We start from the raw sequence: 17,062 nt of genomic DNA, 5'->3' as shown, positions 1-17,062 counted from the left end.
GCGCTGGCGATTGGCTCAGGTGACCTGCTCACGCTGCGATGGCTGGTAGACAAGTTCAGTGTTCTTCCCGCCAAGGTGCTGTCGCGACAGGCTACCCCCTTGACATTTCACACCTTAGAATTCCCAAATCTGAACATTGACTAAAAAATCCCCATTGCTGGGGATTGAACAAGGAGCTTGAATCGGCGTTAAGATGCCCTAAACTGCGATCGGCTCACGATAGGCAACACACCAGCACAAACGAATTAACGGGTAGGGTGCATCGCTGCTGCGTTCGTATGGCTCAACTTTGCTGACAACCCAATCACGCGGAACTTCTCGAAACTGTGTCGAGTGGTCGATCGGCTCAGCGGTCATCAGGCGATCGCCAATTGTAGGCGGGCGATCGATGAAGTCCCATTCATAGCCAAGAAAATCGCCTTCAGGGGATAGCTCGATGTTGAGTGCTTTGGCGTTAATTGTGTTGATGTCCCACTTTTCTTTAGGCGGAACGGGTTCATTTTGCGGATGCACAATCACCAGTTGCACCTGATCGAAATCTTTGTCGTAGTAGCTGTGAGTTTCAATCACTGACCAGATTCGATCGCTTCCCATTGACAGCGAATTGCTGACAGTTTGCGTGATGTCGAGCCACTCGAATCGCTCGGCTTTCTCACCATTGGTGCGATCGATGTTGTCGTAATTCAAAGCCGTGTAGATAATGAGCATGGAGACTCCTATTGATACTCGTCTGGGCTGTTGTATCGGTTGTCTTGGAAGTAGCTGCTGGAGGCGTCGGGACCTTCAAAAACGCAGTAGTAGGGCAGCGTTGAACCGGGGTTTCGATTCGGTTTTGCTGCCACTAGTCGAATGTTACGGCCTTCTTGCCTAAAGCGTTCGGCCATGCGCTGACACTGGGCGGGAGAAGTTGCGCCGTGCAACTCTCTCACGCCGTCCTCTTGCCAGTAGTCGGGGTCTTGGTCGTCTTGGGCATAGAGCGGTTGTGAGGGGAGATCACTCGCGCCGATGGGCGGTGGAACGGTGCGGGGAACACTGCCGCCGCCGCCAGCCGGGACGGGAATCGGCATCCGATAGCTTCCACCGCCGCCGGAGTCGGGGTAGGGAACGCAGGCATTCAGCAGCGCGGCGATCGCGCCGATTGCAATCAGAAATTGAGTTTTCATTATCGGCACTCCGGCGGCTGCGCGGGTTGGGCGGGTTGCTGGTCGGGTTGAGCAGGAAGATTGCGGCGATCGTAGGGCAGGATTGAACGATCAACGTTGCCAGGTTGCAAGAAGTAGTCGATCGACCGCTGCTCAGGGGTCGGCATTCGATCGGGTGCAAGATTCCAAACTTCACTGCCGAGCCACTGCCCAAACTCATCGACATAGCCGATGACGGCTTCAGATGTGCCCTCGATCGGCAGAACATAGACGTTTCCGAAGATGGGGCCGTTGGGCGTGCGAATGCTCTTGGGTGCGATTTCGCAGTAGACTCGCGGTCCGGTTTGGGCGATCACCTGCTGCACTGGAGTAAATGCTGGCAGTGCCCGAACTTGAGCCGCGATGTCTTGCGGAATTGAAGCCGTCCGATCGATCGCGCTGATGCAGTGCTGATCGACTTTGCTGTATTGGTAGCCGTTGGCCTGAACGGGTTCAGTTGGCGCGTACTGGTTATCGATGATGATGACCAGTCCCGCCGTTGTGCAGATGGCGATCGATCGCCAGACTGCCGCATTCGGTCTCGGAATTTGTTTCACTGGTATATAGCCTCTCACTGGGGTGAAACGGCTAGGAATCTGATTGGAGTCTATTTCCTAGCCGTTTGAACAAACCTGGAAATTTCGGAATTTCCAGAATTTCTAGAACTTCTAGAAATTTTCTTTGGTGTAAGCAACGTCGATCGTCGTGCCGATCGTTGGGTCGGTGTCTTGCACGCCGCGCAACACTTTTCCGGTTTGCAAACGACTGAGCAGCTTACCTTTCTTGCGCTGTGGCGAGTCCTCGATGAACTGCGCTAGCTCTTCAATTTGCGCGTCTTCATGCTGATGGATTGCAACTTTGATTTGCTGCAACTCCTGATCGCTTTCGCGCACGATCGCGCCCACCTCTGCGAACAAATCATCTGAAGCATCTTCGGAATTCTGGAAATTCTGGAAATTCTGGAATTTCTCGAATTCTTGGAAATGCCCTTCAGCCCGCAGACGGCGCATTTTTGCCACAAAATCAGCACCTTTGAGGCGGCGCTTTTCTCCGGTTTCGGCATGGTAGAGCGATGCTTTTTCGGAGATGTGTTTGGCGCAAAGCTCTAGAAGTTTGACGGCCCATTGTGGAAACGGGCCGTTGCTGGGAAGCATGATGCCGAATCCCTGGTAGACGAATTCACACCAGTTATTGACGGTCTTGGGTGTGACGCCCCAAGCGGTCGCGATGTCATCGATCGGCGTGAATTTGTCCGCTGACGGCAGCGGTTTTGTAGTCATATACAGTTAGCTCCTTTCCTAGTTGATTAGGTTGGGGGTTAGCACTTCATCAGCCGCGCTACTGGCTGTTGGAGTGCGTTGCTTCATGCTCTTTAGAGTCCAAATTGAACTCGTGAGCAAGCTCATCCAGTGAGACTTCCAGGATTTTCGAGAGTAGATAAGCCTTGTCAAAACTGGGAATCGCACCGTCGTTTTCCCAATTCCTTACAGCCTTCTCCGTAGCACCGATTGCGCGTGCTAGTGCTGACTGCGAAAAACCTCTTCTTAGTCGAAGTGCTTTCAATCCAGGTCTACTCTTTCTCTCTCCGTTTGAATCAATCATAGGTACTTGACTTACGGGAGTCAACTACCTAATGTGTAGGTAGTCTACTTCCGCTCTCGGTAAGGGACTGGACAGGGTGGTGATGATTTGCTGTCGTAGCCACCCTGCATCCCCTAATGATCTACTCCGATCGCGCCTTCATGAAGGTTTGAGCGATCGCAACTCTCGATCGAGGAGCATGACCGATGCAAACAATTCCGTGAAAGACCAAAAGCGCCGCCTCTTGTGCAGAGAGACGGCGCTTTTCATTTCGCAACAAACAAAACGTACTAGGGATTTTAACTCATGAAATTCATTCAATTCGAGGAACACCGCATCAATCCAGAGGCGATCGACTACTACCACATCGATTACGACGAGCTTTTCATCTACTTTCGCGGTGGAACCAGTCTTGATTTTCAGGGTAGTCGCGCTGCCGACCTGGTGAAGCTGCTGGACAAAGCGATCGGCGTGGCCGGGGAGGAAGCGTAATGCAATGCCCTGAATGTGAAGACCTGCGCTTCGTCCGATTCATTGGTTCCTGGTTCCCCTGCCCCGGCTGCAACCATGCAACCGCAATGCCGATCGAATCTGGCCTAAGTCGCTGCAAGTGTGGCGGCGTCAAGCTGGAGAGCCAATGTAACTGCGGTGATTGCACCGCCGTTGCTGCTGCTCAACTGCTACCAGTCCCCTAACAAAATGCGGCGCTGCTTTCCGAGAGCAGCGCCGCATGGTTTTGGTGTTCAAACCGAATTGAAAATTCCCAGCTTTCAACGGTTCTATCAGTCCGATGCTAACAGCCAAATCACTCTCAACAAATGCCACACCCTACACCACAGCCGCGATCGAGCGGTTCGCTTACGTGGATGAACGGTCAGACGAATTTCTCAAGCTCTTTCCCCACAGAGGGTCTTATCTGTGGGCAGAGCATCCAGCCGCCGACGAGAAACCCCAGTGGCAAACCGAAAATCGCCACCTGCTCAGCGATCGCCTGATCAATCAAGGCTCATTCCTGTACGGCGTCCGCTTCGGTGCAGCCACCAGCTACCTGATGTTGGATGTCGATCGCACTTCTCGCTATCACCCCGATCGCGACCCTTACGCCATTGGGCGCATCGTCGAAGCACTAGAGCCGCTCGGTTTCTATGCACACGTTGCCATCTCATCCAGCTACAGCGGCGGCCTGCATCTCTACTTTCCCTTTTCCCGACCCGTGCCCAGTTGGGCGATCGCCCGCGCCGCCACCCTGCTACTCGAAAATCGCGGCTTCAAAATCAGCTTGGGAAACTTGGAGGTATTTCCCAACCCCAAAGCCTATTCGATGGAACCAACTCTCTACAGCGGGCATCGACTGCCGCTGCAAGCTGGCAGCTACATTCTGAACGCCGACTATCAGCCGATCTACGGCGGGCGCGATCGCTTCGTGCAACTGTGGCGACAAGCCGAACAGTTCAACGACATCAAGCACGGAACGATCGAGCAAATCATCAAACAGCACGATCGGCGCGGGTCGAGACGCATTCGCGGCAGTGCCCAAAAGTTCCTCTCCGACCTGAATGCCGAGATCGAACTCGGCTGGACTGATCACGGCCAAACCAACCGCCTGTTAGGTCGAATCGCCACCCGGCTTTATGTGTTCGGCCATGTGCTTTTCGGCGGCGATCCGCTGACGGGTGACGCCCTCGCCTCCGGCATTGCCGAAACTGCCGCCATTCTGCCGGGGTTCGATGAATTCTGCGGCCATCAGCGCGACATGGTCGATCTCTGCCGCAATTGGGCGCGATCGGTCATCCGCCGCTACTACCCCTATGGCAGCAAGCAGAAACTACAGCCTGACGATGAGGGGATGGCCAGCCACACCCCAAGCTGGAATGACCAGCAGGCAAACGATGCGCGAGAGAGAATTCGCCTCGCTGTCAATGCCCTTGCTGCGAATGACGAACTTCCTGATGGACTAACTGAACGGCGGAACGCGATCGCCAAAGCCAGCGGCACAAGTGTTAAGACATGTTACAAAAATCGCGATTTATGGGCTAAAAAATCGCTGAAACCCGCTCCCAGTCAGGAAGATCACCCTGTTGTCCCCAAAGTGGACGATCCGCGATCGCTGAAACCCGCTCCCAGCAAGGAGGATCACCCTGTTGTGCACAATAAGCTTTCTCCACTTTCCGCCGACGCACCTCCAGTGCAGTCGGCGGTGGAGATACCTGCAACGGCTGTTGGGGGGTGTGGGGGACAGGAAGACGCTCCAAACCGCCGCGACGTGCTTCTAGACCTGCTCAAGCAAATTCGCGCCCGACAAGCCGCCAAGCGCCACCAGCGGGACAATTCACCGCCGCCGGACGAGAACTACTTCCGACAACTCAACCAGCGCTGTGAGCATTCACGCGCCATCACCGGACTGGATGCCCACTACTGCCCCGACTGCCGCATCAGCATCGACTACGGCACGGCAGGCTATGAGCGAATTTTGCAGCGATCGATCGAGCGTCACCGCTTCCGACCCTCGCGATCAAGTCCAGTCAATGTCAAAACCTAAACGCAGATTTTTTCAAGGCACTCAACTCGAACTCTTTCCTACAATGGCAAACAAAAAACGGCTGGAACTCTCTTCAGATTGGGTAACAACTGCGCGGATGTGTGAGGTTTTAAGCTGTACTCGTCAGCACTTGCAGCATCTTCGTAATGAGAAAATTTTGAAGCTTAACAAGCACTATCGAAACATCAGTCCGCAGGCCGCAAGACCTACCTTCCGTTGGCATGAAGAGAATGTTCAAAGGGCGATCGAGGCGTTTCGAGTGTCGATAAACGATCGCGATTCACCTGAAAATTTAACCGCAATGCGATCGGAGGAATAGCAATGAAAGATGAGGACGCATTGATTTTTCAGGAAACCAAAAATGGGAAGTTTCAAATCATTTTTTATTCTGAAGGTTTGAACGCTGGCTTCTATTCAGGCGTTTGTGATAATCCACTTTCGATTGCTGAATTCTACCTTTTCGATGAATTTGAAATTAGTTTTTTGGAGGCAACGGACGATCAGACCTTAACATCAATGACCGAAACGCTCTTTCATGCACATCCGCACTCAACCATCGGTGGTAAGTATTCGTATGAACTTCTACCGAGTGACCCATCTGCCGCGCTGCCAGTTCAACGGGTAAACCGAATTCGAGTGTTCTTCTTGCCCAACAGTGACGCAGATCCAGCGCTGTGAACGGTAAGCTGATTCTGCTGAAATACTGCGTAACGCGCTGCCCATAGGCAGCATGATCAGCACCGTTCACATCTGGCAGCAGCTTCCGCCGCAAATCGAACTGCTCTACCCATTCGGGATAGCACGGCCAAACGTCATGCGATCCCGTCTTGCCCTCAGTCACTCTCACCATCCATCCGCCCTGCTCCAGCGCCGCCGCGTCGAGAAAAAATGCTTCGTGGTTTCTCAGGCCATACGTGGCGATCGCCCCATACACCCAACGCCACGCGGGATTCTGAATTTTGCCGAACCACTCCACAATTTGCTCATCAGTCGGCAACTCACGCGGATCGACCCTGCTGGCTGAATAGCTGCCCTGCAACAATTTGAAGTCGCACTCTAACCCCGCGAATTTTGCAAGCCGTCCCAACGTCAGACACCAGCGCCGCCGCGTCCGCGTGTTCTCTGGTGTCGCCTCGATCGCCTTTTGAAGCAACTCAACCGTCAGCGGGCGATCGATCGGCAGTGAATTAAACACTTCCTGATAGTCGCTTCTCCAAGTCACTGCCGCCATCTTCGATCGATGTGCCGCCTCAAAGCGTTCGACCCACTCCCCAACGCTCTGCGCGGGCTTGAACTTGCCTTTTAGGTAGGGCGTCCACTCAAACTTGCCAGCATCCAGCAACGCGCCGACAATTCGCGCCTCATTCTCTGCTAGCTTCACCCCGGCTGGATGCGCTCCCACTCCCAAGCTGATGCGCTGCTGATGAGGTTTCGTTTTTCGGCTGGTCGGACGCGGTGGCAGTGTCGCCTGTAGATAAAGCTTCTCTCCGATCTGCTCAATTCGCACCCCGACCCGACCGCTTTTCAGCCGTCCGTTGGCTTGTGCAATTTTGCCGCTGATTTCCACTTGCTTAAATCCTGCTTAGAAAATCAGCCTACATTGTTGACTATCATTTACTATCATTAACGATATAGAAAACTTAAAACTCCTGAAATTAGGGCACGGCCTTGATTTCAGGAGTTTTGTTTTCACGGAAAAAGCGCGCCCTGGAGGACTCGAACCCCCGACATCAGGTTTTGGAGACCTGCGTTCTACCAACTGAACTAAGAGCGCGGGCGGGCGGGCGGCTGAAGCTGCCTTACCCAGTTTAGCAGAAGTTGCACATCCAACTGTACTTACTTGAAGCGCTCTTTCAGGCGAGTTGCTTTACCCACGCGATCGCGCAGATAGTACAGCTTGGCGCGGCGAGCTTGACCTCGACGCAAAATGTCAATTTTGGCAACACGTGGCGAATGCACCAGGAAAACCCGCTCAACGCCAACGCCCTGAAAGATGCGGCGGACGGTGATCGTTTTGTTGATGCCGCCATTCCGCATCGCAATGATCGTGCCTTCATACGGCTGGACGCGCTCTTTTCCACCTTCAACAATTCGTACCCCGACGCGAACCGTATCGCCAATCTCCAAAGCAGGAAGATCTTGCTTAAGCTGTTCCGCCTCGATCGAGCGGATAATCTCAACGGCACTCATGACTTTTGCCTAAAACTCACAGCTTTCTATACTACCTCGCAAATCTTGCAAAAGTCTAGACATCGATCGAGTGCGATCAAGTACGTTGGCCAAGTAGCAATGAAGCAAACGATTGATTTTCACTGAAGTTTGGTAGCGCAATGGCAGTGTGAAATGAAACAAATCAAAACGCGATCGCAAACGCGATGATTCCGCCTAAAGATTGACAGGCAACTCCCCTTGGGGGGGATAAAGCATCTCAAGGAGATCAATATATTTGACTTTCATAAACCTTTGTCTAAATCAAACGCAGCGGGAAATCGTTATGGCTTATGTGAATCGACCGAACATTGTTGAACCTGCTGTGGTTCCCGCAGCAGTGGATTATCACGATCGCGTCCGTTGGGGTCCGATCATCGCTGGATTAGTGGTGGCAATCAGTTCGCAACTGGTGCTGAGCGCTTTGGGTGCGGCAATTGGCCTGACCACGATCGCCAATTCTGGTGCACCCCGCACGGATGCGGGCGGCGTTGGCTCAGCCGTTGGCATCTGGTCAATTATTAGCTTGTTCATCTCGTTGTTCTTGGGTAGCTGGGTGATGGCTCGCTGCTGCGGTCCCATGAATCGCAGTACAGCGATGCTGAATGGTGCAGTGCTGTGGGCAACGACGCTTGCTCTGAGTGCTTGGCTGCTGGCAAGCGGTGTGTCAGGCGCGTTTGGCGTGATTGCGGCCAATGCTGGCGAAGTTGTGGGACAGGTCGCTCCTGCTGGCAATCTGCCGACAAACGTGCCGGATGTTAACTCGCCGTCTGCTCAACAAACGCGGGACATCGCTGGCAATGCAGCAAAGGGTGGCTGGGGATTCACCTTTGGTTCGCTGTTGGGTCTCATCTCTTCTTTGATTGGTGCTTCGGTGGGAACGCGCAAGCCCCGCACGATCGCAACCACGACCACCTACACCGATCGCTAACGCTCAGTTTTTAGTTCGGGTTGTCCCTTCTTGGCTGCGGTCAAGGAGGGATTTTTGCGGTTTCTCATGGCAAACAAAATACGATCGCTTGAACTGAATCGATCGCTTCACAATGCCAAAATTCCAGGTACGATCAACCCATTCCTCAATCTTGCGCCATCAACAAACTTTCCAACTGACAACTTCGCCGTCAATCTTTCAAAATCAATTACCCACGATGTTTGAGCGCATTTTAATCTGTACAGAATTCACAGATGGATTGAATCGTCTGACCAATTTTGTAGGCGACTTGGCGATCGCTGGAGTCAAACAAATCGTTTTTCTCCATGCCGTTCCACTCATAGAATCGCGCACGGTTCCTAAAGTGGATCAAGAAAAGATTGCTCAGGCAAAAGCACAGTTTGCCAAAGCGCTGCAACAAGTTCCGGAAGACGTTGAAGTGAAGGTTGAAGTTGAGTCAGGAAAGGCAGTTGATGCCATTCTTAAAACAGCAAAAGCCCATCAGACCGAGCTAATTATCTTAGGCACACAAAGCCGCGCTTTTATTACCGAAAAGCTGTTTGGCAGTACGCTCGTTGAGCTATCTCGACGCATAACCATTCCAATGCTGGTGCTGCGTCCCCAACTGATTGCAACGTTTCGATCGGAAGAATTGCGGCTGCGCTGTCAGCATCTTTTTCAAGATTTGCTGTTGCCTTATAACGGCAGTCAATCTGCTCGCTATCTGCTCGATCGCGTCAAGCATCTTTTGCAAACGAATTCTGATTCCGCCGTCGAACGCTGCTTTTTGTGCTGGGTGGTTCGTGATGGAAATCGGCGCGATGTGTCAATCGAACCGCTGCTTGATCAGGCCAAAGCCGAACTGCTGCCCGTCCAATCTCAACTGCAACAGTTGAATGTGCAGGTGGAAACCGAAGTCCGACAGGGCGATCCGATCGCCGCAATTTTGACCATCGCAGATACGCGCGACACCAGCGCGATCGTTCTGACTTCAGACGCTTCTAGCCAACGTTTCGAGTGGTTTGTCACCAGCTTTGCCGGAGAACTGTTGCGCCGCAGCTTGCATCCAATCTTGTTTTTTCCGCCTGCCGGAAATGTCAAAAGCTAGCGCTGCCTCTTTTGAGCGTTTTAACTCAAGCTGAAAGGCGCGATCGATGCGGATGAAAGGACTTGAACCTTCACTTCTTGCGAAACTAGAACCTAAATCTAGCGCGTCTACCAATTCCGCCACATCCGCAGGTGCGCTCCAATCATAGCAAAATGCAGCGCAGTTACGTTCGCCTGTCGAGGAAGCCAGGGCAAACGCACTGACTGAGCGAGAACCTTGCATCGGTAGGCATCAGCCCGAAGGTGAATGGCAAAGTTGCTGATAGCTTTGGCAGTGCGCCGTATGTGCGCGTGGATGAACTGGTGTGGAGCATTGAGGGGTGATTTTTTGGAGGTGCGATCTGGCGCTCAGTCGGTTAAAGTGGCTCGATCGCGACTCCAGCCCAAATGCGTAAGCCCCAGATGCATCAGCACAATTTCAGGTTGAGTTGACGAAGCAAGTCAACCCAACCTGCGCCTCTACTGTCTAAATCAGCTTAACGGTGCGGAGCGCGTAGTACAGCCCGATCGCCAGCCCAAATGCGCCACCCAGCAGCAGAAAATATGAAATCACGCCAGACATCTCCTTTTCTCCTTAATACTTCCACAATTATTGATCCATTTTGTGATGAAGTAAAATCAGCGGATTGAAGCGATCGCATTTATGAAATCAGTTATTTCGGTGGAACTGCCGCAGCAAGCGTATGACATTACCGTTGCCTCTGGCGGTTTGGCGCATCTGGGGCAGTGGATGCAGCCCTTGAAGCTGGGGCAAAAAGTGTTGGTGGTGTCGAGTCCGCCGATTTGGAAGCACTACGGACAGGCGGCGATCGACTCGCTTATTCAAGCTGGATTCACGGCTGAATCTTGTCTGCTGCCTGCGGGCGAACGCTACAAAACGCTGGCCTCCATCCAGAAAATCTACGATGCGGCGTTGGAAATGCGGCTGGAGCGATCGTCAACCATCGTGGCGATCGGCGGCGGCGTAATTGGCGACATGAGCGGATTTGCAGCGGCAACCTGGCTGCGCGGCATTCATTTTGTGCAGGTTCCGACTTCGCTGCTGGCAATGGTGGATGCGGCGATCGGCGGCAAAACCGGAGTCAACCATCCTCAAGGCAAAAACCTGATCGGCGCATTCCACCAGCCGCGCTTCGTTTTGATCGACCCGAATGTTTTGACGACGCTGCCCCCGCGAGAATTTCGGGCAGGCATGGCGGAAGTGATCAAATACGGCGTGATTTGGGACGCGGATTTGTTTGCTCAGCTTGAAGCCGCGCCTCGGCTGGATCAGTTGCGCTACCTTTCGGCTGAACTATGTCAGGAAATTTTGACGCGATCGGCACAAGCCAAAGCGCATGTCGTCAGTAAAGATGAAAAAGAAGCGGGATTGCGAGCGATTTTGAACTATGGGCACACGATCGGCCATGCGGTCGAAAGCTTAACCGGATATCGCGTTGTCAATCATGGCGAAGCGGTGGCGATCGGTATGGTCGCAGCCGGACAGATTGCCGTTGCGCTCGGTTTGTGGGATCGAGGTGCTTGCGATCGCCAAACGCGCCTGATTGAGAAAACGGGATTACCAACGCAACTGCCCGCCCAGCTTGAGATTGAAGCGGTTCTGGCTGCGCTGCAAACCGACAAGAAGGTGGAGGCCGGGAAAGTGCGGTTTGTCTTGCCTCGACAAATTGGAGCGGCGATCGTTACCGACCAAGCGGATGCGGAGACCATTCGATCGGTGCTGAAGCAAATGCAGTCCCTGTGAGGCCAAGCTGCAAGAGATATCTCTAAGGACATAGGTCGCAAAGCAGAAGGCAGGCGATCGCAACCTTTCTAGAGTGGTAGGGGTTTACCCTCAAAAAAGGACAAAAGCAGGTGAATCGACTGAAATTCGTCTCCATTGCTGCAATTCTGGCAGGATGCACCGCGTTTGCTTCCACCCTCTTGCCAGCGATCGCTCAAAACCCCCAAGATCCCTCGTTTGATTCGCCGACTCCCGGTCAGCAGCAGCCCGCTCCCTCACCGACCACTTCTCCAACCACACCTACTCCGGGCAGCACAACGCCAACTCCTTCTCCGACTGTTTCCCCCACCACCACACCGTCCCCAATTCCAACGGTGCTGCCTTCTCCCACCACGACGCCCACCACTCGTCCTTCACCGTTACCGACCGTCACTCCGACAACTCGTCCTGCGCCTTTACCGACTGCAACGCCCACTACTCGTCCTTCACCGTTACCGACCGTCACTCCGACAACTCGTCCTTCGCCTTCTCCCACCACGACGCCCACGCCGCCTCCAAATACTTCTTCGCAAACGCTGGGCGAACTGCTGCAAGCAGCTTCGAGTGCAGGACAGTTCCGCATTCTGGCGCAGGCAGTGCAGGCTGCTGGCGTGGGCGGAACGCTGGCACAGCAAGGCGGACAATTCACCATTTTGGCTCCGACCGATGCGGCTTTTAATGCACTGCCTCCAGGTACGCTCAATCGCCTGCTTCAGCCGCAAAACCGAGCGCTGCTTGGTCGTGTACTGGCCTATCACGTGATTCCTGGTCGCGTCACCTCCGCCCAACTGCGGACGGGCGGCGTGAGAACGCTGGGCGGCGGAGTTGCCGTTCGCGTCACGCCTGGACGCATCATTGTCAATGACGGCAGCGTGGTTGCACCAGACATTCAAGCTCGCAACGGCGTGATTCATGGCGTCAGCCGTGTCTTGATGTCGCGTGAACTGCGTAACGAAATCTCGCGATTGCGCTAGGAAGGTTGGCGATCGACTCAACGCTGATTGAGAAGCTGATTGAGAACGCGATCGCACATCCACAAAAAAAGGGTCGATCCAATCGATCGACCCTGATGATTTCCTGAACGAGGGACGGTTTGATGCCGTCCCTCAACTCATTAGCTGTTGGCGACTTCGCCTGCGCTGGTGGCTTCGGTGGAAGCTTCAGTTTCGGCAGGCAGCGACTCGGTTGCAGTCGTGTCAGCCAGGTTAAGCTTGACAACGGTGTTGCGAGCTTCAACCACCTTGGGCAGCGTCAGGCTGAGGATGCCGTCTTTGTAGTCGGCTTGCACTTGGTCGTTGATCACGGCCACAGGCAGGGGAACGACTCGGCGGAAGTTTCCATAGCGGAATTCGGACTTGACAATGCCGTTGTTTTCAGACCGCTGCTCAGAGCGCTGTTCACCTGCAATCAGCACGGCTTCGCGGGTGACTTGCACGTCGAGGTCTTTGGCATCAATGCCAGGAAGCTGAGCGCGAAGCACAAAGTTGTCGCCTTCGTCTTTCAGTTCCACAGCGGGCATCCAGGCGGGCTGAGCCGGAGCGATCGCGTTCATCTCGTCGAACAAGCGATCGAACTGACGGCGCATCATGTCAAATTCGCGGAAGGGTTGCCAGTAACGTACCAACATAGGACTTGCGTTGCGTTGAATTCGTTGAATGTTCATGTATTTATACTGCCGTAGGCTAGTTGTAGCGTGGTGACGGGAAACTGCACTCTACAGGTCGTAGTTGCCTAACCGGACGTTGGCGATCGATTTTAGATGAAGGAGAATTTTACGGATGGCAGATTTAAGCGGAAAAGTGGCGATCGTCACCGGATCATCTCGCGGCATTGGTCGCGCTATTGCAGAGCGCTTAGGGCGAGATGGTGCAACGGTAATTGTCACCTACGTTGGCAATCGTGACAAAGCAGAAGAAGTTGTTTCAGCAATTCAAGCAAACGGCTCAGATGCGGCAGCAATTCAGGTGGATATGCGATCGATCGAGCAGGTTCGCAAGCTGTTTGAACAGGCGATCGAGCGATTCGGGAAGGTCGATATTTTGGTCAACAACGCAGCAGGAAAAAATATTTTCAAGCTCACTGCTGATATGACTGAGGAAGAATACAACAGCATGTTTGACATCACGAGAGGTGTGTATTTTTCTTTGCAGGAAGCCGCACATCACTTGGCGGATGGAGGCCGAATCGTCAATCTTTCCAGTAGCGCGACGGCAATGGCAATTCCAACAGGCGGAGCCTATGCGGGCTGTAAGGCGGCGATCGAGCATTTCAGCATGGCGCTAGCAAAAGGAGCTGGGTGCGCGAGGCATCACGGTTAACACCGTTTCTCCCGGTACAACGGCAACCGATGGCCTTGTCTTAGATCAAGCACAGGTCGAGCAGATGGTGGCGCAAACGCCGCTCGGTCGCTTGGGCCAGTCGGACGATATTGCGAATGTAGTGGCGATGCTGGTGTCAGACGATGCTCGCTGGGTGACGGGTCAAGGACTGCGTGCTAATGGTGGCATCGTGTAAGTTGAAAGATTTGAAGCATTTTTTGGAAAGGTTTTATTAGAGATGGCATCTTTGACTGGAAAAGTGGCGATCGTCACCGGAGCGTCGCGAGGCATTGGACGGGCGATCGCGACTCGGTTAGCCCAAGATGGCGCGAAGGTGATTGTTCACTATGGCGGCAGCGAGGCAGAAGCAAAAGAAGTCGTCGAAGAAATTCGATCGCAAGGCGGCGATGCGGTTGTGCAGCACGCCGATATCATGCTGGTCGAAGATATTCGCGATTTTTTTGCCGAGGTGCAACAGCGGTTTGGGCAAATCGATATTGTGGTTTGCAATGCGGGGATCGCCAAAAGTGACGCGATCGCCGAAGTCAGCGAAGCCGACTACGAAGAAGTGTTTGCAATTAACGTTCGAGGTGTGCTGTTTACGCTGCAAGAGGCCGCACTGCGGGTCAGCGAGAACGGACGAATTATTGTGGTTTCTTCGACGGTAACGCTGTATCCCCGACCGGGAATGGCCGTTTATGCGGCGAGCAAAGCGGCAGTGAAAATGTTTACCACTGTGCTGGCGCAGGAAGTGGGCGATCGCCATATTACGGTGAATTCCATTCTTCCAGGTGCGACCAGTCCAGGAATGTTTGACAACGTGTCTGATCAAATGCAAGCCGCGTATGCGGCGAGTTCTCCGTTTGGCCGGATTGGAGAAGCGAAAGATATTGCCGATGTAGCTGCATTTTTGGCAAGTGAAGAATCGCGCTGGATCACCGGACAGCATATTGTGGTCAATGGTGGCGCAACAATGTAGGTTTTTTCCAATGACAATGATTCTTCCGGATGGCGATCGCATCCAGCCCATTCAAGTTTTAGAAACAGAATATTACACCGAGGGCGTTGTGTTTGATGCTCGCGGAAATTTGTATTTTTCCGAGACAAAACCGGGAAGAATTTCGATATTGTCCCCTGCGGGAAACTGTCAGGTTTGGGCAGAAGTGGAAGGCGCAAACGGCCACAAGATTTTGCCAGATGGAACGCATTTGGTCGCAGCAAAATCTGGTGTGGTTCAACTGAATGAAGACGGCAGTTTGCTGAAAGTGGTGGCCGATCGATTTCAGGATCAACCGCTGATTTATCCGAATGATTTGACGATCGATCCTCAGGGCGGCTTTTACTTTACCGACTCCGGTGATGTTGATCCCAACTCGCCAAATGGGGCGGTTTACTACGTTGATGCAGCCGGAGAACTTCATCAAATTGCAGCAGAAATTGCGTTTGCCAACGGCATTGCTTTGACGAGAAATCGCGATCGGCTGTTTGTTTGCGAAAGCAATCGCAATCGCATTTTGGTGTATGCCGTGAAAGCGCCTGGGCGAGTGGAATGGCTGGAGGCGATCGATCTGCCAACGAAGCAAGGCGAACAAATTGACAACAAGCCGGACGGCATTTGCTTTGATGCCGCAGGCAATCTATTTGTCGCGCACTACGGCATGAGACAGGTGCAGGTGCTTGATGCCCAAGGACAAATTATTCGCCGATATCGCAGCGGCAATTTAACAACTAGCAACTGCGTGTTTGATGGCAATTTCAGTTTGTTTGTTTCAGGCGGAATCGAAACGGAAGAAGGTCGAGGCGGCATTTTTCGACTTGATCTCGCCACCTAAGCCCGATCGCTTCAGCGCGATATCGCTTAAACTCGCTGCAAAATCCACTCTGCTGCCGCAGGCAAATCTGCCGCAATGAAATCCGGTTTCGTGTGGTGCTGATAGTCACCGCTCAAGACCGAAGTGCCAAATCCGGTTTGGACAAGAATTCCCGTACATCCAGCATTGTGCGCCATGTCGATGTCGGTGGCTTTGTCGCCCACCATGAAGCTGCTGGGAATGTCGAGGTCATGCTCCCAGGCGGCAGCGACGAGCATTCCCGTGTTGGGTTTGCGCCAGGTTGTCCAAGCGGTGAATTCGGGAACTTTGCCGCCTTCGGGCGGACTGAGGTGCGGGCAGTAGTAGAGCGCGTCCAGTTTGGCTCCAGCTTCCTCATACAGAAGGCGGGAAAGGCGATCGTGCAGTGCCCGCACGTGGCTGTCTGGGTAGTAGCCCCGTGCGGGGCCAGATTGATTCGAGACGAGGCAGCAGAAGAGTTGGCGATCGTTCAATTTCCGCACTGCTGCCGCCGCACCGGGAACGAGGTGCAGATCTTCAACGTTGTGAATGTAGCCCGCTTCGATGTTCAAAACGCCGTCGCGATCGAGAAACACAGCCCTTCGCCTCATCAGCCGCCCCAAACTTTTGTGAGAACCGTTTGCGGTGCGATGTCGGCCATCTTTCCGGTTGGCGACTTGATCCCCAAAAACTTATCGCCTTGGGGCAAGAGCTTGTCGGGATCGGTGGGACCAAACAAAGCGAGGGTGAAGACCTTGAGGGCGACGGCAAGGTGCATCGGAGCGCTATCGGTGCAGAGCATCAGGTTTGCTCCCGCGATCGTCGCAGCCAGCTTGCCAATATCCGGCGGTGAAGTCACTTTCACGCCGGGACAGGAAGCCGTCAGCGCTTTGACGAACGCTTCATCTTCAGGACCTTGGACGACCACGATCGGCAAATCCGGCTGCTTTTGCTGGAAATCCTGAATAATTTGCTGCCAGTTTTCAACTGGATAAATTTTGTCGATGCCTTTGGTTTGCGCCAGCTTGCTCGATCCGCCGTGAATCAACACGTAGCCGTTGCCAGCGATGCCTAGTCGCTTTTGTTCAGCTTCTGCCCAGTCGAGGTCGCGCTTGGGGATGGCGATCGCCAAATCTGGCGTCGGTGAATTGATCCCCAATCCTTTCAGCAAATCGTGATACATGGCAGCAGCGTACTGGTCGGGGTTGAGCGGGACGGGATCGGTGAGAAACCAATTTCCCGGTTTGCCATAGCCGACGCGCCGCGAAATACCTGTGAGCCAGAGGAGCAGGCCAACGCCCCAGCGCGAACCGAGCGAGAGCGCAACGGTGTAGTCGCGATCGCGCAGGACGCCAAGCAGGTTTGCCCAGTCTGCGGGACTGTTGCGGTCTTTGAAGTCGAAGGTCAAAACATCGGTGACGGATTTGGAAACGCGGTAGGCGCTTTTGGCACGCGGTTCGACAACCACATCGATTTCTGCATCCGGATAGTTTTGCTTGAGATCGTCGAGCGTTGGGAAAAACAAGATTTGATCGCCAATGCCGCCGGGGACGAGAGCCACGATTCGCATTTTGTTAAGAAAATAATTTGTTACGAATAGTCGCTC

The 17,062-nt window shown here is 53.6% G+C and carries 23 protein-coding genes and 2 tRNA genes; 11 read left to right on the top strand and 14 right to left on the bottom strand.

Going from position 1 to position 17,062, the window contains the following annotated elements; all coding sequences use genetic code 11:
- Positions 1 to 198: 198 nt before the first annotated feature.
- From H6F67_RS03405 to H6F67_RS28025, 6 genes are all read right to left on the bottom strand, one after another.
- A complete protein-coding gene (locus H6F67_RS03405; RefSeq protein ID WP_190763333.1) occupies positions 199 to 708 on the bottom strand; it encodes a hypothetical protein in 510 nt (169 codons plus the stop codon).
- A gap of 8 nt (positions 709 to 716) precedes the next feature.
- Positions 717 to 1,163, bottom strand: coding sequence for a hypothetical protein (locus H6F67_RS03400; RefSeq protein ID WP_190763331.1), 447 nt, complete (start codon positions 1,161 to 1,163; stop codon positions 717 to 719).
- A complete protein-coding gene (locus tag H6F67_RS03395; protein WP_190763329.1) occupies positions 1,163 to 1,738 on the bottom strand; it encodes a hypothetical protein in 576 nt (191 codons plus the stop codon). Before H6F67_RS03395 ends, H6F67_RS03400 begins: the two co-directional genes overlap by 1 nt.
- Before the next feature lie 111 nt (positions 1,739 to 1,849).
- Positions 1,850 to 2,461 carry a hypothetical protein gene (locus tag H6F67_RS03390; RefSeq protein WP_190763328.1) on the bottom strand — a complete coding sequence of 204 codons (612 nt, stop codon included), beginning with the start codon at positions 2,459 to 2,461 and terminating at the stop codon, positions 1,850 to 1,852.
- A gap of 58 nt (positions 2,462 to 2,519) precedes the next feature.
- The gene (locus H6F67_RS28455; RefSeq protein WP_190763326.1) at positions 2,520 to 2,783 is read right to left on the bottom strand and encodes a helix-turn-helix transcriptional regulator; all 264 of its coding nucleotides are present in this window, start codon (positions 2,781 to 2,783) and stop codon (positions 2,520 to 2,522) included.
- 121 nt (positions 2,784 to 2,904) lie between these two features.
- On the bottom strand, positions 2,905 to 3,039 hold the full coding sequence (locus H6F67_RS28025; RefSeq protein WP_277874549.1) for a hypothetical protein: 135 nt from the start codon (positions 3,037 to 3,039) through the stop codon (positions 2,905 to 2,907).
- Between the two features lie 29 nt (positions 3,040 to 3,068).
- Here H6F67_RS28025 and H6F67_RS03380 point away from each other — a divergent pair, with 29 nt between their 5' ends.
- The 3 genes from H6F67_RS03380 to H6F67_RS03370 all read left to right on the top strand — a co-directional run bounded on the left by H6F67_RS03380 (position 3,069) and on the right by H6F67_RS03370 (position 5,620).
- Positions 3,069 to 3,254 (top strand): hypothetical protein, encoded by a 186-nt coding sequence (locus tag H6F67_RS03380; protein ID WP_190763324.1) that lies wholly within the window; start codon positions 3,069 to 3,071, stop codon positions 3,252 to 3,254.
- Between the two features lie 298 nt (positions 3,255 to 3,552).
- Positions 3,553 to 5,301: a hypothetical protein gene (locus tag H6F67_RS03375; RefSeq protein ID WP_190763322.1), complete on the top strand. Its 1,749-nt coding sequence runs from the start codon at positions 3,553 to 3,555 to the stop codon at positions 5,299 to 5,301.
- 43 nt (positions 5,302 to 5,344) lie between these two features.
- Positions 5,345 to 5,620: a DNA-binding protein gene (locus tag H6F67_RS03370; protein ID WP_190763320.1), complete on the top strand. Its 276-nt coding sequence runs from the start codon at positions 5,345 to 5,347 to the stop codon at positions 5,618 to 5,620.
- A gap of 156 nt (positions 5,621 to 5,776) precedes the next feature.
- Here the strand turns inward: H6F67_RS03370 and H6F67_RS03365 are convergent, their stop codons facing one another.
- The 3 genes from H6F67_RS03365 to rplS form a co-directional block, all read right to left on the bottom strand.
- Positions 5,777 to 6,868 carry a site-specific integrase gene (locus H6F67_RS03365; RefSeq protein ID WP_190763318.1) on the bottom strand — a complete coding sequence of 364 codons (1,092 nt, stop codon included), beginning with the start codon at positions 6,866 to 6,868 and terminating at the stop codon, positions 5,777 to 5,779.
- A gap of 134 nt (positions 6,869 to 7,002) precedes the next feature.
- Positions 7,003 to 7,075, bottom strand: a tRNA-Trp gene (locus H6F67_RS03360).
- A gap of 62 nt (positions 7,076 to 7,137) precedes the next feature.
- Positions 7,138 to 7,491, bottom strand: coding sequence for a 50S ribosomal protein L19 (gene rplS / locus H6F67_RS03355; protein ID WP_190763316.1), 354 nt, complete (start codon positions 7,489 to 7,491; stop codon positions 7,138 to 7,140).
- Positions 7,492 to 7,795: 304 nt separating this feature from the next.
- Here rplS and H6F67_RS03350 point away from each other — a divergent pair, with 304 nt between their 5' ends.
- Both H6F67_RS03350 and H6F67_RS03345 read left to right on the top strand, forming a co-directional pair.
- Positions 7,796 to 8,440, top strand: coding sequence for a hypothetical protein (locus H6F67_RS03350; RefSeq protein WP_190763314.1), 645 nt, complete (start codon positions 7,796 to 7,798; stop codon positions 8,438 to 8,440).
- A gap of 217 nt (positions 8,441 to 8,657) precedes the next feature.
- Positions 8,658 to 9,548 carry a universal stress protein gene (locus tag H6F67_RS03345; RefSeq protein WP_190763312.1) on the top strand — a complete coding sequence of 297 codons (891 nt, stop codon included), beginning with the start codon at positions 8,658 to 8,660 and terminating at the stop codon, positions 9,546 to 9,548.
- Between the two features lie 47 nt (positions 9,549 to 9,595).
- On the opposite strand, the gene H6F67_RS03340 is transcribed toward H6F67_RS03345, so the two are convergent.
- Positions 9,596 to 9,677: transfer RNA gene (locus H6F67_RS03340), tRNA-Leu, on the bottom strand.
- A 336-nt stretch (positions 9,678 to 10,013) separates the two neighbouring features.
- Entirely contained in the window at positions 10,014 to 10,109 is a 96-nt protein-coding gene (locus H6F67_RS03335; RefSeq protein ID WP_190763310.1) for a cytochrome b6-f complex subunit PetL, read from the bottom strand.
- 81 nt (positions 10,110 to 10,190) lie between these two features.
- On the opposite strand from H6F67_RS03335, the gene aroB reads away from it, so the two are divergent.
- Together aroB and H6F67_RS03325 are read left to right on the top strand one after the other, a co-directional pair.
- Complete coding sequence (aroB, locus tag H6F67_RS03330) at positions 10,191 to 11,291, top strand: 3-dehydroquinate synthase (protein ID WP_190763309.1); 1,101 nt, start codon at positions 10,191 to 10,193, stop codon at positions 11,289 to 11,291.
- 110 nt (positions 11,292 to 11,401) lie between these two features.
- Complete coding sequence (locus H6F67_RS03325) at positions 11,402 to 12,283, top strand: fasciclin domain-containing protein (protein ID WP_190763307.1); 882 nt, start codon at positions 11,402 to 11,404, stop codon at positions 12,281 to 12,283.
- Positions 12,284 to 12,423: 140 nt separating this feature from the next.
- On the opposite strand, the gene H6F67_RS03320 is transcribed toward H6F67_RS03325, so the two are convergent.
- Positions 12,424 to 12,936, bottom strand: coding sequence for an Hsp20/alpha crystallin family protein (locus tag H6F67_RS03320; protein ID WP_190763305.1), 513 nt, complete (start codon positions 12,934 to 12,936; stop codon positions 12,424 to 12,426).
- 151 nt (positions 12,937 to 13,087) lie between these two features.
- On the opposite strand from H6F67_RS03320, the gene H6F67_RS03315 reads away from it, so the two are divergent.
- From H6F67_RS03315 to H6F67_RS03305, 4 genes are read left to right on the top strand one after another with little or no spacing between them, the layout of a single operon-like run.
- On the top strand, positions 13,088 to 13,627 hold the full coding sequence (locus H6F67_RS03315; RefSeq protein ID WP_242020472.1) for an SDR family NAD(P)-dependent oxidoreductase: 540 nt from the start codon (positions 13,088 to 13,090) through the stop codon (positions 13,625 to 13,627).
- Entirely contained in the window at positions 13,602 to 13,823 is a 222-nt protein-coding gene (locus tag H6F67_RS27580; protein WP_242020473.1) for an SDR family oxidoreductase, read from the top strand. Before H6F67_RS03315 ends, H6F67_RS27580 begins: the two co-directional genes overlap by 26 nt.
- Before the next feature lie 42 nt (positions 13,824 to 13,865).
- Entirely contained in the window at positions 13,866 to 14,606 is a 741-nt protein-coding gene (locus H6F67_RS03310) for a glucose 1-dehydrogenase (protein WP_190763303.1), read from the top strand.
- Between the two features lie 10 nt (positions 14,607 to 14,616).
- Entirely contained in the window at positions 14,617 to 15,459 is an 843-nt protein-coding gene (locus H6F67_RS03305; RefSeq protein WP_190763301.1) for an SMP-30/gluconolactonase/LRE family protein, read from the top strand.
- 26 nt (positions 15,460 to 15,485) lie between these two features.
- Here the strand turns inward: H6F67_RS03305 and H6F67_RS03300 are convergent, their stop codons facing one another.
- Both H6F67_RS03300 and H6F67_RS03295 read right to left on the bottom strand, forming a co-directional pair.
- Positions 15,486 to 16,067 (bottom strand): HAD-IIIA family hydrolase, encoded by a 582-nt coding sequence (locus H6F67_RS03300; RefSeq protein WP_190763299.1) that lies wholly within the window; start codon positions 16,065 to 16,067, stop codon positions 15,486 to 15,488.
- Positions 16,067 to 17,026, bottom strand: a complete 960-nt coding sequence (locus tag H6F67_RS03295) for a glycosyltransferase family 9 protein (RefSeq protein ID WP_190763297.1) — start codon at positions 17,024 to 17,026, stop codon at positions 16,067 to 16,069. Before H6F67_RS03295 ends, H6F67_RS03300 begins: the two co-directional genes overlap by 1 nt.
- Between the last annotated feature and the right edge of the window lie 36 nt (positions 17,027 to 17,062).

This window comes from Microcoleus sp. FACHB-1515 (genome assembly GCF_014696105.1).
Classification (GTDB): domain Bacteria; phylum Cyanobacteriota; class Cyanobacteriia; order Elainellales; family Elainellaceae; genus JAAUTJ01.
Note: the sequence above shows the minus strand (reverse complement) of the source record. Positions and strands in the feature narration are given on the sequence as shown.